At 61.8% G+C, this 16217-nt stretch carries 1 protein-coding gene (running past one end of the window); it reads right to left on the bottom strand.

All coding sequences use genetic code 11. From position 1 onward, the window contains the following. Positions 1–16165, bottom strand: partial view of a syringopeptin non-ribosomal peptide synthetase SypC gene (gene sypC, locus RYC17_RS00265; RefSeq protein WP_316902087.1) — the start only. It extends 24434 nt beyond the left edge of the window; 16165 of the gene's 40599 nt are visible here — the first part of the coding sequence; it begins with the start codon at positions 16163–16165; its stop codon lies off the left edge, out of view. Between the last annotated feature and the right edge of the window lie 52 nt (positions 16166–16217).

Here is a 16217-nt window from a genome sequence, read left to right as displayed (position 1 = left end):
GCAGCAGGGACTGCCAGATCTGCGCGATGGCGATCTCGACATCGCCCTCTGGCGGCGCGTATTCGCGCATTGCCAGTGCCTGCGCATCCGGAGCAGGCAATGCCTTTTGGTCGAGCTTGCCGTTGGCGGTCAGGGGGAAGCTGTCCAGTGCCACAAAAGCACTGGGCACCATGTAGTCGGCCAGAGACAGCAGCAACCGCGCACGCAAGTCAGCCGCGACGATCTCGTGGCCCGGCTCGGCGATCACATAGGCCACCAGGCGCTTGTCACCCGGTTGATCCTCGCGGACCAGCACCAGCGCTTCGCGGACCGTATCGCAGGCAGCCAGCACCGCCTGAATTTCTCCCAGCTCGATACGGAAGCCACGGATCTTGACCTGGTCGTCGTTGCGGCCCAGGTAATCGAGACTGCCGTCAGCCATCCAGCGACCCAGGTCGCCGGTTCGGTACAGGCGCGCCTGAGGATCCTTGCTGAACGGGTTCGCCAGGAAACGCTCGGCAGTCAGCGCTTCACGGTTCAAGTAACCCCGCGCGACACCGGCGCCGCCGACATACAACTCGCCGACAACACCCACTGGCACCGGCTCGCGGCGCGCGTCGAGCACATACAACTGCAAATCGGGAATGCGCACACCGATAGGACTCACGCCCGCACGCTGCGCATCTGCCGCCACCAAGGGGTGGTAGGTCACATGCACCGTGGTTTCGGTGATGCCATACATGTTCACCAATTGCGTACCGGCGTTGATCACCCTGGCGTACCAAGGCTTGAGCATCCCGGTGTCCAGCGCTTCGCCACCAAAAATCACCTGGCGCAAGGAATGTCGCTGATCGCTCTCGCCCTGGGCGTTGAGCAACTGGCGGAATGCGCTCGGAGTCTGGTTGAGCACCGTCACTTCGGCGCTGCACAACAGCGCGTAGCAGTCTTGCGGGGAGCGGCTGACCAGCTGCGGCACGATCAACAAACGCCCGCCGTGCAACAGCGCACCCCAGATTTCCCAGACCGAGAAGTCGAAGGCGAATGAATGGAATAACGCCCAGACATCCTGCTCGTTGAAACCAAACCAGCTCTGTGTGGCCGAGAACAAACGGGCCACGTTGCGATGCTCGACCATTACGCCCTTGGGCAGGCCGGTCGAACCGGAGGTGTAGATGACGTACGCCAGGTGGCGCGGGCTGAGCCCGGTCAGCTGTGGATTGTGACCCGGTTGGGCCTGCAACGCCGGACTGTGCAAATCCACGCGTGGGCCATCGAACGTGCCCAGCAGCGCCAGCCCTGTAGCATCGGCCAGCACCGCCATCGGTGCGCTGTCCTGCACCTGGTAGGCGATACGCTCGGCCGGATAGGCCGGGTCAATCGGCACGTAACCCGCACCGGCCTTGAGCACCCCGAGCAGACCGACGATCATTTCCAGGCTGCGCTCGACACAGATCGCTACCCGGTCATCTGGCTGCACGCCCAGGCCCAGCAGATAATGGGCCACCTGATTGGCGCGAGTGTTCAGCTCGGCATAGGTCAGGGTGCGGTCTTCGTAATGCAAGGCCACGGCATTCGGCTGCGCCACCACCCAGGCTTCGAAGGTACGGTGAATCAGGGTGTCGTCGGCCTGCAGGGCATGCGGAGTGTTCCAGCTTTCCAGCAGTTGCTGGCGCTCGATCGCGGGCAGGATATTCAGCGATCCCAGCGCAGCGTCCGGGGTCTGTTCCAGTGCTTGCACCAGATTTTCCAGCACACAGTGCATGTAGGTACACACACGTTTGGCACCGATATGCCCTTCGGTCATGACGGTCAGGGCGAAACCTTCGCCCAGATCATCCACGCACAAGGTCAGCGGGTAGTTGGTGCGTTCTTCGCCATGCAGCGCCTGAATGCCTTCCCAGGCGACCAGCGCCTGGTCACTTGCGTCGAGATCACCGGTATGGCGGAAGTTGAGCAGCGAGCTGAACAATGGCGTCGAAGCGGGTACACCACTGCAACGTTGGGCCAGTACCAGCGAGGCGTGCTCATGGGCCAGCAGCCCGCTGAGTCGTGCATGGGTGGCTTTCAGACCGCTGCGCACGCCCTGCTCGCCCAGCGTGACACGCAACGGCAAGGTGTTGATGAACATCCCCAGCGCCCGGTCAGACCCGGCACCGCCCTGCAGACGACCGAGCAATACGGTGCCGAACACCACATCGTCCTTGCCGGATGCAGCGCCCAGTACACGGGCCCAGGCCAGGTGATAAAGGCTGGCGGAGCTGACCCCGAGCTGTCGGGCCTGCACGCGCAGGCGGCGGCTCAGGTCGATGTCGACCACCTGGCGTACTTCCTCGATACCGCTTCCGTCGCCCTGCACGTCCTGCAGGCCGAATGGCAGCGTCGGTTCATCGACGTCACCGAGCATGTCGTGGAAAAACGCCTCGTGCTCTTCACGGCTGACACCGAGCATGGCCTGGGCCACGTAGTTGCGATAAGGCACGGACGGTGGCAGCGAGGCTTGCTGCCCGAGCATGTACGACTCGATTTCGCTGGTGAGAATGCGCAGCGACGTGGCATCGTCCACCAGGTGATGGAACAGCAGCATGCCCAGCCAGCGATTATTCGCCGCGTCCTGTGCATAGCCGATACGCAGCATCGGCGCCTGACGGATGTCCAGACGCGTGTGACGAGGGTCCAGGCGCTTGAGCAGTTGTTCGATGATGTCGCCATCGGCAGGGTCCAGCACCTGCTCATCCAGGCCCAGAGTTGCCTCACGCCAGACCACCTGCACGGGTGCGTCGAGACGCTCCCAAAGCACGGCGGTGCGCAGGATATCGTGTCGCGCGATCACGCCTTGCAGGGCCTGAGCGAAACTGTGCAGCCGCTCGAGGCTGTCAAAGGCAAACAGTGCATATTGCAGGTACGGGTCACCTTCGACTGCGGCAAGGTGGTGATACAAAATCCCCTCCTGCAACGGTGCCAGGGCATAGATGTCCTGCACGTTGGCCAGGCCGCCGGGCACGCTTGCCACCACGCGGTCGATATCGTCCTGGCTCAGCGACACCAGCGGCAGCATGTCCGGGGTGATGCGCTCACAGCCGGCGGGAATAAGGTTAACGGGGGCTTCTACGGCACCCTTCCCGCCCACCGCCGCCGCCAGGGCAGACAGGGTCGGCTGGCTGAACAGCACGCGCACATCGGCAACCAGATCGATCTGGCGCATGCGCTCGATCAGTTTCACGGCCAGCAGAGAGTGGCCGCCCAGCTCAAAGAAATTGTCATGACGACCAACCTGCTCCAGTTGCAGCAGGTCTTGCCAGATACGCGCAATGGCCATCTCGGTATCGTTTTCAGGTGCTTCATAGCCGCGACTGGCCACCGCCGAGCGGTCGGGTGCTGGCAAAGCCTTGCGGTCGAGCTTGCCGTTGGCCGTCAGCGGGAAACTTTCCAGGCTGACAAAGGCGCTTGGCAACATGTACTCGGCCAGCGACAGGCGCAATTGCTCGCGCAATCGGGTAGCGTCCAGTTCGACGCCTGCGGTACCGATGACATAGGCCACCAGACGCTTGTCGCCCGGTTCGTCCTCGCGGACCAGCAACAGCGCATCCTGTACACCCTCACACGCGGCGAGCTGTGCTTCGATCTCGCCCAACTCGATGCGGAAGCCGCGAATCTTCACCTGTTCGTCATTCCGGCCCAGGTATTCCAGGCTGCCATCGGCCAGCCAGCGCCCCAGGTCACCGGTGCGGTACAGGCGCGCACCCGGCGCCGTACTGAACGGGTTGTCGATGAAACGCTCGGCCGTCAGTGCTTCACGGTTCAGGTAGCCACGCGCCACACCGGCGCCGCCGACATACAGCTCGCCAACCACGCCGACCGGTACCGGCTCGCCATGGGTGTCGAGGACATACAGTTGCAAATCGGGAATGCGCCGGCCGATCGGGCTGGAGCCGATACGCTGTGCATCGTCGGCCTGCAACGGGTGATAGGTCACATGCACTGTGGTTTCGGTGATGCCGTACATGTTCACCAGTTGTGTCTCGGCATTCACGTTGCGGGCATACCACGGCTTGAGCATCGCCGTTTCCAGTGCTTCGCCGCCGAAAATTATCTGGCGCAGCGAATGCGCCTGCTCGTTCTCGCCCTGGGCAGCAATCAGTTGCCGGAACGCGCTCGGCGTCTGGTTGAGCACCGTTACCCCGGCACTGCACAGTAGGTTGTAGAAGTCTTCCGGCGAGCGGCTGACCAGTTGCGGCACGATCAACAGACGTCCGCCGTGCAGCAATGCGCCCCAGATTTCCCACACCGAGAAGTCGAAGGCGAACGAATGGAACAGTGCCCAGACATCCTTTTCGTTGAAGCCGAACCACTCTTCCGTGGCCGAAAACAGTCGTGCAACGTTGCGGTGCTCGACCATTACACCCTTGGGCAGACCGGTGGAGCCGGAGGTATAGATCACATAGGCAAGGTCGCTGGACTTGACCGCTACCTGCGGGTTGCACACGGATTCGTCCTGCAAGTCGGCATCGTCAAGACTGATGATTGGCAGTTCCGTCACTGGCAAGGCTTGCTGCACGGTCTGCTGGCTCAACAGTGCGACCGGCGTGCTGTCGCCGAGGGTATAGGCCAGGCGCTCCAGCGGGTAAGCCGGGTCCAGCGGCACATAACCGGCACCGGATTTGAGGATGCCCAGCAAGCCGATAATCATCGCCGGGCCACGCTCGACGCAGATCGCTACGCGATCGTCCGGGCGCACACCCAGCGCGAGCAAGCGATGGGCAACCTGGTTGGCACGGGCGTTGAGTTCGCCGTAGCTCAGGGTCTGCTCTTCGAATACCAGCGCCACGGCGTCTGGTCGTTCTGTAGCGCGGGCTTCGAATTGCTGGTGGATCGGTGTTTCGTGTGCATAGGTGTTGCCGGGCTCGTTCCACTGTTCGAGCAACTGCTTACGCTCGCTGAGCGGCAATATTGAAATAGCATGCAGCGGGGTTTGCGGTGCCTGTTCCAGCGCATCGATCAGCCCCTCTACGGCCAGTTGCAAATAGTCACACACACGCTGCGCGCCGATGCTCGCCGTGACCAGCGAGGTGAACAGAAAACCTTCACCTGTATCGTCGACGTTGACGGTCAATGGGTAGTTGGTGCGTTCTTCATCGGCCATCCCCAACGACTGCATGCCACTCCACGCCGTCAGTGCCTCATCGGTTACGGCAACGTTGCTATGCCGATAATTGAGCAAGGCGCTGAACAGCGGCGTCGGTGCGACCACGCCGCTGCAGCGCTGGGCCAGCGCCAGCGACGCATGCTCGTGCCCGAGTAAGCCGGTCAAGCGCCGGTGCGTGGCCTTGACCCCTTCACGCACGCCCTGGTCGCCCAGGTCTATCCGTAGCGGCAAGGTATTGATGAACATGCCAAGCGCTCGTTCGGCACCTCGACCGCTCTGCATCCGGCCCATCAGGATGGTGCCGAACACCACGTGTTCACGTCCGCTGACGCGGCCCAGCATCTGCGCGAACGCCAGGTGGATCAGGCTCGCCGCACTGACCCCAAGTTGCCGCGCCTGAACTCTCAAGCGTTGGTCCAACGCGCCGTCCAGCTGCAGACGGGCATGATCGAGCGCGCTGCCGTCGCCTTGCACATCGTGCAGGCCGAACGGCAGCGTCGGCTCGTCGATGTCGCCGAGCATGTCCTGGAAGAACTGCTCGTGATCCTGCTCGTTCAGGCTTTGTCGGGCCTGAGCGACATAATTGCGGTAGGGAATGGAGTCGCCAAGTTGCTCGGCCTGACCGAGCAGGCAGACCCGCATTTCATGCTGCACCTGATCCAGCGCGGTGTGGTCGAGGATCATGTGGTGAAACATCAAGATCGCCACCCAGCGCTGGTTAACGGTGTCCAAAGCACACACCATGCGCATCAAGGGTGCCTGACGGATGTCCAGGCGTATCTGGCGTGGGTCAAGGCGCTCCTGCAACTGACGGGTTACATCACCCAGCCTGGGGTTGAGTTGTACTTCTTCGACGCCTAGCTCGACCTGGCGCCAGACCACCTGCAACGGTTCATCAAGGCTTTCCCAGTGCATGGACGTGCGCAGAATGTCATGGCGGTCGATGACCATTTGCAGCGCTTTGGCGAAGGTGTCAACGTGTGCGCGGCTGTCAAAGGCAAACTGCGCCTGCAACACATAGGGGTCGCCCCGTTCGGCGCTGATGTGGTGGTAGAGAATGCCTTCCTGCAACGGCGCCAACGGATAGATGTCCTGCACGTTCGCTGCGCCGCCGGGCACGCAGGCCGTCACCTGGTCGATCTGCTCCTGACTCAGGTCGATCAACGGCAGCATGTCCGGAGTGATTCTCTGGCAGTCCGCAGGAATGCGGTTGGCTGGAATAACCAGATCGTCGACCGCGCCTGCCGCTGCCGCCAGTGCCGCAAGGGTCGGCTGGCTGAACAGCGTACGCACGTTGGCGCTCAGGCCTGCCTGGCGCATACGTTCAATCAGACTCACTGCCAGCAGCGAATGACCGCCCAGTTCAAAGAAGTGGTCGTGGCGACCGACACGCTCGATCTTGAGCAAGTCGCTCCAGATTTTCGCCAGAGTGATTTCTGCTGTGCCTTGTGGCTCCTCGTAGCCGCCACGGATCAGTGCATCACCGTCCGGTGCTGGCAGGGCCTTGCGGTCGAGTTTACCGTTCGGGGTCAGCGGCATTGCGTCGAGCAGCACATAGGCCGCCGGGATCATGTGGGCCGGCAGTTGCTCCTGCAGCCAGCCGCGCAGGCTATCGATGTCCACCGAAGCCTGCCCTGCGCTCAGGGTGTAATAAGCCACCAGACGCTTGTCGCCGGGAATGTCTTCGCGGGCAGTGACCACAGCCTCGTGGACCGCCGGGTGCTTGGCCAGACGCGCATCGATCTCGCCCAGTTCGATACGGAAACCACGGATCTTCACCTGATCGTCGTTACGGCCGAGGTATTCGATATTACCGTCTGGCAGGTAGCGACCGAGGTCGCCGGTGCGGTACATGCGTGCCGCAGGCTGTTGACTGAACGGGTCTTTGAGGAAACGTTCGGCAGTCAGGTCGTCACGGTTCAGGTAACCGCGCGCCACGCCATCACCGCCGATGTAGATTTCACCGGCAACGCCCAGTGGAACGGGCTGTTGCTGTTCATTCAGCAGGTAGAACTGCGTATTGCCCACTGGTTTGCCGATGTGCGCAGCGAAGCCGTCTTCGCGATCCATCGCCACCCAGCTTGAGTAGGTGGTGGTTTCCGAGGGGCCGTAGAGGTTGCACAGACGCTGGACGCCGGTTTGCTCGAACAGCGATTCAACCAGGCTGCGTTTCAGTGCTTCACCCGCCACGTTCACGGTGTGCACAGATTCCGGCAGGCCGTTAACTTCCAGCAGTGCTGTCAGCGCCGACGGCACGGTGTTGATCAGGCCGATATCGTGCTCGCCGTGTTGCAGTTCCAGCACGTTCCTGACGACTTCGATGCTGCCGCCCGAGGTCAGCGGCGCGAAGCACTCGTAGACCGCGAGGTCGAAGTTCAGCGAAGTGGAGAACAGCGTTTTTTCCAGTGCTGCCCCGTCAAAAGCCGTGTGTGCCCAGCTCAGGAAGTTCACGGTGTTGCGGTGTTCGATCATTACGCCTTTTGGCAGCCCGGTCGAACCCGAGGTGTAGATCAGGTACGCCAGATGCGCTGAAGTCAGCCCCGGCACCTGCGGATTCTGGACGGATTCGTCCTGCCAATCGTTCAGATCAAGATTGATAACAGGCACCGAAACGTCGGTCAGCAGCGCTTCAGTTGCCGACTGCGCCAACACAGCGGCAGGCACGCTGTCCTGCAACATGTAAGCAATACGTTCCGCTGGATACGCCGGGTCGAGCGGCACATAACCGCCGCCCGCCTTGAGGATCGCCAGCAAACCGACGACCATCTCCGCACCGCGTTCCACACAGATCCCGACCCGCGAATCCGGCTGCACGCCCTGCTTGCGCAAGGCATGCGCCAGGCGGTTGGCCTGCTCGTTAAGCTCGCGATAGGTCAGATGTTGTTCGCCATGCACTACGGCCACATCATCTGGCGTGCGCTCGACTTGTGCTTCGAACAGCCCATGAATGGTCTGTTGCTGCGGGTAATCCAGCGCTGTGTCGTTGAACGCCACCAGCAACTGCTCACGTTCAGCAGCAGGCAGGACCGGCAGGCTGCCGAGCGCCGAGGACGGTGACTGTTCCAGCACATCCACCAGATGCTCCAGCACAGTCTGCATGTAAGCGCAGACCCGTTTGGCACCCACGGTACTGCTGACCAGCACGTTCAGGTTGAAGCCTTCACCGGAGTCATCGACGTTCAAGGTCAATGGATAGTTGGTGCGTTCTTCGCTGTTCAGCGTATGAATACCCTGCCAGGCCTGGGTAGCCCGCTCGGATACGCTGCCAGGCGCACTATGGCGATAGTTGAGCAGCGAACTGAACAGTGGCGTCGGTGCGGCAATGCCGCTGCAACGCTGAGCCAGCGCCAGCGAAGCATGTTCGTGACCCAGCAAGGCAGTCAGACGCTCATGGGTGGCCTTGACCCCGTCACGCACGCTCTTTCCGCCTACTGAAACCCGCAGCGGCAAGGTGTTGATGAACATCCCCAAGGCCCGCTCGGCGCCTTCCCCGGCCTGCATCCGGCCCATCAGCACGGTGCCGAACACTACGTCCTGCCTGTTGGAAACCGTGCTCAACACCTGAGCCCAGGCCAGGTGCAGCAGACTGGCGGCGCTCACGCCCTGTTGTCGGGCCTGAGCGCGCAGTCTCAGGTTCAACCGAGGGGCCAGCGCCAGGTTGGCTTCCTCGATATCAAGGCCATCGCCCTGCACATCCAGCAGGCCGAATGGCAGCGTCGGCTCGTCCACATCCCCGAGCATGTCGCGGAAAAACGCTTCGTGCTCGGCCTGACTGACGCCCAGGCGTGCCTGGGCCACATAATTGCGGTATGGCACCGGTGTCGACAGGTTTTGAGCTTCGCCCAACAGCCAGGCCTGCATTTCATGCTGTACCACGGCCATCGCCATGTTATCGAGGACCATGTGGTGGAACAGCAGCATCGCGCAGATCCGCTGGTTCAGCGGGTCTTCGGCGTAGGCCAGGCGCATCAGCGGTGCCTGAGTGACATCCAGGCGGTGGTGACGCGGGTCGAAGCGGCTGTGCAGTTGCGCGCCGAAATCACCGGCTGCGGGGTCGAGTTGCAACGCCTCAAGAGGCAATTGCGCGTGGCGCCAGACCACCTGGACGGGTGAGTCCTGGCCTTTCCAGACGACACCGGTGCGCAGAATGTCGTGACGATCGATAACCGCCTGCAAGGCCTGCACGAAAGCATCCAGACACGCGCGGTCATCAAAGGCGAAATGCGCTTGCAGCACATACGGATCGCCCTGCTCGGCGGCGATGTGGTGATAGAGAATGCCTTCCTGCAACGGCGCCAACGGGTAGATGTCCTGCACATTCGCCACGCCGCCCGGCACGCTGGCAACCACCTGGTCGATCTGTGCCTGGGTCAGGTTGGCCAGTGGCAGTAGTTCAGGCGTAATGCGTTGGCAATCCTCGGTGATCAGATTGGCTGGCACCACGATGTCCGTGCTACCGCCGACTGCGGCAGCCAGTGCAGATAACGTCGGCTGACTGAACAGCACGCGTATATCGGTGCTCAGACCCAACTGGCGCATGCGTCCGATCAGGCTGACTGCCAGCAGCGAGTGACCGCCGAGTTCGAAAAAGTTGTCGTGACGACCAATCCGGGCAACGCCCAGCAGCTCTTGCCAGATAGCCGCGATCTGCGTTTCGGTTTCACCTTGTGGAGCTTCGTAGCCACGGCTGATCAGTGCATCGGCGTCCGGTGCTGGCAAAGCCTTGCGGTCGAGTTTGCCGTTCGGGGTCAGCGGCATGGCCTCAAGCCGCACATAAATGGCCGGCACCATGTACTCAGGCAGCTTTTCCTGCAAATGGCTGCGCAAGCTGTCGATGGCCACCGAGGTCTGCCCGGCCGCCAGCGTGTAGTAAGCCACCAGACGCTTGTCGCCGGGAGTATCTTCGCGGGCAGTGACCACGGCTTCATGGACGGCCGGGTGTTTGGCCAGACGCGCATCGATCTCGCCCAGCTCGATACGGAAGCCGCGGATTTTCACCTGATCGTCGTTACGGCCCAGATACTCGATATTGCCGTCTGGCAGGTAGCGACCCAGGTCGCCGGTGCGGTACATGCGTGCCGCCGGGTTTTGGCTGAACGGGTCTTTGAGGAAACGTTCGGCAGTCAGGTCGTCACGGTTCAGATAACCCCGCGCCACGCCGGCACCGCCGATGTAGATTTCACCGGCAACGCCCAGTGGCACAGGCTGTTGCTGTTCGTCCAGCAGGTAAAACTGTGTATTGCCGACTGGCTTGCCGATGTGCGCTGCGAAGCCATCTTCGCGGTCCATCGCCACCCAGCTTGAGTAGGTAGTGGTTTCAGATGGGCCGTAGAGGTTGCACAGGCGCTGCACGCCAGTTTTCTCGAACAGGTTTTCTACCAGGCTGCGTTTCAGCGCTTCACCGGCGACGTTTACCGTATGGACCGACGTCGGCAGCCCGTCAACGTCCAACAGTGCTTTAAGCGCCGACGGTACGGTGTTGATCAGGCCGATATCGTGGTCGCCGTGTTGCAGTTCCAGCACGTTCCTGACGACTTCGATGCTGCCGCCCGACGTCAACGGCGCAAAGCACTCGTAGACCGCGAGGTCGAAGTTCAGCGAAGTGGAGAACAGCGTTTTTTCCAGTGCTGCCCCGTCAAAAGCCGTGTGCGCCCAACTCAGGAAGTTAACGGTGTTGCGGTGTTCGATCATCACGCCTTTCGGCAGACCGGTGGAGCCCGAGGTGTAGATCAGGTACGCAAGATGCGCCGAAGTCAGCCCCGGCACCTGCGGATTCTGGACGGATTGGTCCTGCCAATCGCTCAGTTCAAGATTGATGACAGGTACTGCAACGTCGGCCAGCAGCGCTTCAGTTGCCGACTGCGCGAGCACGGCAGCAGGTGCGCTGTCCTGCAACATGTAGGCAATTCGTTCTACCGGATACGCCGGGTCAAGCGGCACATAACCGCCGCCCGCCTTTAGAATCGCCAGCAAGCCGACGACCATCTCCACGCCGCGTTCTACACAAATCCCGACCCGCGAATCCGGCTTAACGCCCTGCTTGCGCAAGGCATGGGCCAGGCGGTTGGCCTGCTCGTTAAGCTCGCGATAGGTCAGGCACTGTTCGCCATGAACCACTGCCAGCGCCTGCGGGGTGCGCTCGACCTGTGCTTCAAACAGCCCGTGAATAGTCTGCTGCTGCGGGTAATTCAGCGCGGTGTCATTGAAATCCACCAGCAAGTGATCACGCTCGACAGCTGGCAGAATCGACAGACTTTGCAACGACGCTTGTGGCATTAACTCAAGCGCGTCCACCAGTTGTTCCAGCGCCGTGTGCATGTAGCCACACACTCGCTGCGCACCGACCGTGCTCGCCGCCAGCGCGGTCAGTTTAAAGCCGTCACCCACGTCATCGACGTTCAAGGTCAATGGATAGTTGGTGCGTTCTTCACTGTTCAGGGCTTGAATACCCTGCCAGGCCTGGGCAGTTTGTTCTGCAGCGCTGCCCACCGCGCTGTGGCGGTAATTGAGCAGTGCGCTGAACAGTGGCGTTGGTGCGGCTACACCGCTGCAACGCTGGGCCAACGCCAGTGAGGCATGTTCGTGAGCGAGCAACGCGGTAAGTTGCGCGTGTGTTGCCTTGACCCCGGCGCGTACCCCTTGCCCGCCTACGGCGACCCGCAGTGGCAAGGTATTGATGAACATTCCCAGCGCCCTGTCAGCGCCCTCGCCGGCCTGCATACGGCCCAGCAGTACGGTACCGAACACCACATCGCGACGATCGGAAACCTTGCCCAGCACCTGAGCCCACGCCAAATGCACCAGACTCGCTGCACTCACACCCTGTTGTCGGGCCTGAGCACGCAGTCGCAGGTTCAACTGGCTGTCCACTACAAGAGCGGCTTCTTCGATATCACGGCCATCGCCCTGCACATCCTGCAGGCCGAAAGGCAGCGTCGGTTCGTCGATATCGCCCAGCATGTCGCGGAAAAACACTTCATGATCCGCCTGGCTGACACCCAGACGCGCCTGAGCCAGGTAATTGCGATAGGGCACCGGCGCCGACAAGGATTCTGCCTCGCCCAACAGCCAGGCCTGCATTTCATGCTGCACCACTTCCATGGCCATATGGTCCAGGGCCATATGATGGAACAGCAGCATCGCGATAATTCGCTGGTTGAGCGGGTCCTCGGCATGGACCAGGCGCATCAGTGGCGCTTGAGTCATATCGAGGCAGTAGTGACGCGGATCGAAGCGGCTATGCAGTTGCGCGCCGATCTCTCCATCCGCCGGGTCAAGTTCAAGCCCCTCAAGGTGTAATTTCGCTTCACGCCAGACCACCTGCACGGGTGAGTCCAGACCGTCCCAGACCACCCCGGTACGCAGAATGTCATGCCGGTCGATAACCATCTGCAAGGCTTGAACGAAGGCGTCCAGGCACTCGCGGTCGTCAAAGGCAAACTGGCTCTGCAGCACATAGGGGTCGCCCTGCTCGGCTGCCATGTGGTGATAGAGAATGCCTTCCTGCAAAGGTGCCAGCGCGTAGATATCCTGAACATTTGCCACGCCGCCGGGTACGGTAGCGACCACCTGGTCGATCTGCACCTGGGTCAGATTCGCCAGTGGCAACAGCTCCGGGGTGATGCGCTCGCAGCCTTTGTCTATCAGGTTGGCGGGTACCTTGATGTCGTGGCCTGCGCCGACGGCTGCGGCCAGTGCGGCCAGCGTGGGCTGGCTGAACAGCACGCGTACATCGGCGCTCAGGCCCGCCTGACGCATGCGTTCGATCAGGCTGACGGCCAGTAGCGAATGCCCGCCGAGCTCAAAGAAGTGATCGTGGCGGCCGACGCGCTCAACGTTGAGCAATTCGGACCACAAGCGCGCCAGGGTGATTTCCACTTCACCCTCGGGTGCCTCGAATTCACGGCTGGCGTAGGCGTCAGCGTCCGGTGCCGGCAAGGCGCGGCGATCCAGCTTGCCGTTGGCGGTCAGCGGGAACGAGTCCAGCACCATAAAGGCGCCTGGCACCATGTATTCGGCCAGCGACGCCGCCAGTTCGCGGCGCAGTTCGACCGCTGACAAGGCGCTGTTGTCTTCGCCGACCACGTATGCAACCAGGCGCTTTTGCCCAGGTTCGTCCTGGCGGGCCAACACCACGGCCTCCCTGACGCCAGAGCATTCGACCAGACATGCTTCGATTTCACCCAGTTCGATACGGAAACCACGGATTTTCACCTGGTCATCGTTACGGCCCAGATACTCGATAACCCCGTCTGCGTTCCAGCGGCCGAGGTCACCCGTGCGGTACAACAGGGCTCCAGCGTCGTCGCTGAAAGGATTGTCGACAAACTGTGTGGCGTTCAGCTCAGGACGGTTCAGGTAACCCTTGGCCACGCCCTGCCCGCCGATATACAGCTCCCCGCCCACGCCCACGGCCACCGGTTGGCGCAGGGTATCGAGCACATAAACCTGGCTGTTGCCAATCGGGCGACCGACAGGAATACCGCCGTTGCCGACCGAGGTGATCTCATGGGTCGTGGAAAAGGTCGTCGCTTCGGTCGGGCCGTAGCCGTTGAGCAAGTGTCGCGGAGCGCCTTGTTTCAATACCCGGGCGATCACCGCCGGGTCCAGCACATCACCACCGACGATCAGGTAGCGCAATTTCGCGAAGGCCTCCATCAGGCCGTCGGCATACTGATGGAACAGGCCCGCGGTCATCCACAGCACGCTGACCGACTGGGACAACAGCAGCGCGCGGAGCTCGTCCAGAGACAGCAACACCGACTGCTCCACCACAACCACGCAGCCGCCATTGAGCAGTGGCGCCCAGACATCCAGGGTGCTGGCGTCGAACGCCGGGTTTGAGGCGAACGCTACACGATCCTGTGCATTGAAGTCAGCGTAACCGTTGTTGATCACCAGACGGCTGACAGCACGGTGCGGCACCAATACGCCTTTGGGCATACCGGTGGAACCGGAGGTGTACATGATGTAGGCCACCGATTCGGCGGAGGCTGATGATGCCGGGTTGTGCGCATCGCTTGGCAGTTGCAGCAGGTCAAGGTCAATCCGCTGGATGCCTTCAGGCAGGTCGTGGCGAGCCAGCGTCAACACTTGCCGCGCCCCGCAGTCTTGCAGCATGAATGCCTGACGCTCGGCGGGAGCGTTGATGTCCAGCGGCACGTATGCCGCCCCGCATTTGATAATGGCCAACTGACCGGCCAGCAGATCGAGGGAACGCTCCAGCAGCAATGCCACCCGCTCGCCCGGTTGCACGCCGAGGTCGACCAGGTGACGAGCCAACGCGTTGGCGCGACCGTTCAATTCCCGGTAGGTCAGGCACTGGTCATTCTGTACAGCAGCAAGTGCATCAGGCTGCGCCGCCACTTGCTGTTCGAAAAGTTCCTGCAGGCTGCTGTTGCGTGGGTAGTCGCGTGCCGTGTCATTGAAGTCATGCAGCACTTGCTGGCGTTCGGCTGAAGAGAGGACTTGCAGACGCTGCAATGGGGTTTGCGGCTGCTGCTCCAGCGCCTCTACCAGCGCGCCGAGTGCCGTCAACATGTACTCGCCGATGCGCTGTGCACCGATCTGCGCCAGGGCCTGAACCGTCAGGCTGAAGCCCTGGCCCAGGTCGTCCACCGACAGAGTGATCGGGTAAGTGCTCTGCTCCTCGCTGCCCAGGCTCTGCAAGCCATTCCAGGCCTGGAGCGCTTCGGTCGAAGCCACCGATTCGCTGGCACTGTGACGGTAATTGAGCAGCGAATTGAACAACGGCGCCGGTGCGGCCACGCCGCTGCAACGCTGGGCCTGGGCCAGCGACGCATGTTCATGACCGAGCAAGGCAGTCAGTCGAGCGTGGGTGGTTCTGACCCCTTCACGCACCGCGTGCCCTTCCAGCTTGACCCGCAACGGCAAGGTGTTGATGAACATGCCCAGTGCCCGATCGGCACCGTCGCCGCCCTGCATCCGGCCCATCAGCACTGTGCCGAAAACCACATCCGATTTGCCCGACAGTGCACCCACCACCCGCGCCCAGGCGAGGTGATGCAGGCTCGCGGCACTGACCCCAAGCTGCCGGGCCTGTGTGCGCAGACGCACGCTCAATGCGTCATCGACGGGCAGGTGCACATCTTCGATCAGTTGCTCGCTGCCCAGCGTTTCGAGCACGCCGAACGGCAGCGTCGGCTCGTCGATGTCGGCCAGCATCTCGCGGAAAAAACCTTCATGAGCATCAGCCCCGACACCCAGCCGAACCTGTGCCACGTAGTTGCGATACGGCACTGCTTCGGGCAAGGCATGGCCTTCGCCGAGCAGAAAGGCCTGCATCTCGTGTTTCACCAGCTCAAGCGCGGCGTGGTCAATGGCAATGTGGTGGAACAGCAGGATAGCGACCCAGCGAGCGTTGGCGGGATCTTCAGCACAGACCATGCGCATCAACGGGGCCTGGCGTAAATCGAGGCGGAAATGCCGGGAATCATAGCGTTCGTGCAACTGGGTTTCGATGTCGCCGTCAGCCACGTCCAGCGTCAGTTCATCCACGGCCAGCGCCGCATCGCGCAACACCACTTGCACCGGTTCGTCTAGGCCTTCCCAAACCATCGCCGTGCGCAGGATGTCATGGCGTTCGATCACCGCCTGCAGTGCCTGGGCGAAGTCGTCGAGACGTTCGCGGCTCTCGGCCCCGAACAACGCCCGCAATACATACGGGTCGCCCTGCCCGGCCGTCAGGTGATGATAGAGAATCCCTTCCTGCAGAGGCGCCAGCGGATAGATGTCCTGCACATTGCCAGCCCCGCCCGGTATCGCATCGACGATTCTGTCAATCGCCTCTTGGCTCAGATTGGCCAGCGGCAGCATGTCCGTGGTAATGCGAAACGCCGGACTGAGCCAGTCACCGCCCATTCGAGCTACCAGCGTCAGCAGTTCTGCCTTGTGCACGCTCAGGCTTTCAAGAGTGGCACTGTCCAGCCCCTCGTCGTCTCCGAGAATCACCAGATCATCTTCTTCCTGTTGAAGACGGATCGGGTGCGTGGAAAGAACTGCCATCAATTCGCTGAAGTGCATCGAATAACCTGCTGTTTTTCATTTCGGAGAGGGTTGACGACTCCGGGGCACG

It is taken from the genome of Pseudomonas syringae group sp. J248-6 (assembly GCF_032586995.1).
Lineage (GTDB): Bacteria > Pseudomonadota > Gammaproteobacteria > Pseudomonadales > Pseudomonadaceae > Aquipseudomonas > Aquipseudomonas amygdali.
Note: the sequence above shows the minus strand (reverse complement) of the source record. Positions and strands in the feature narration are given on the sequence as shown.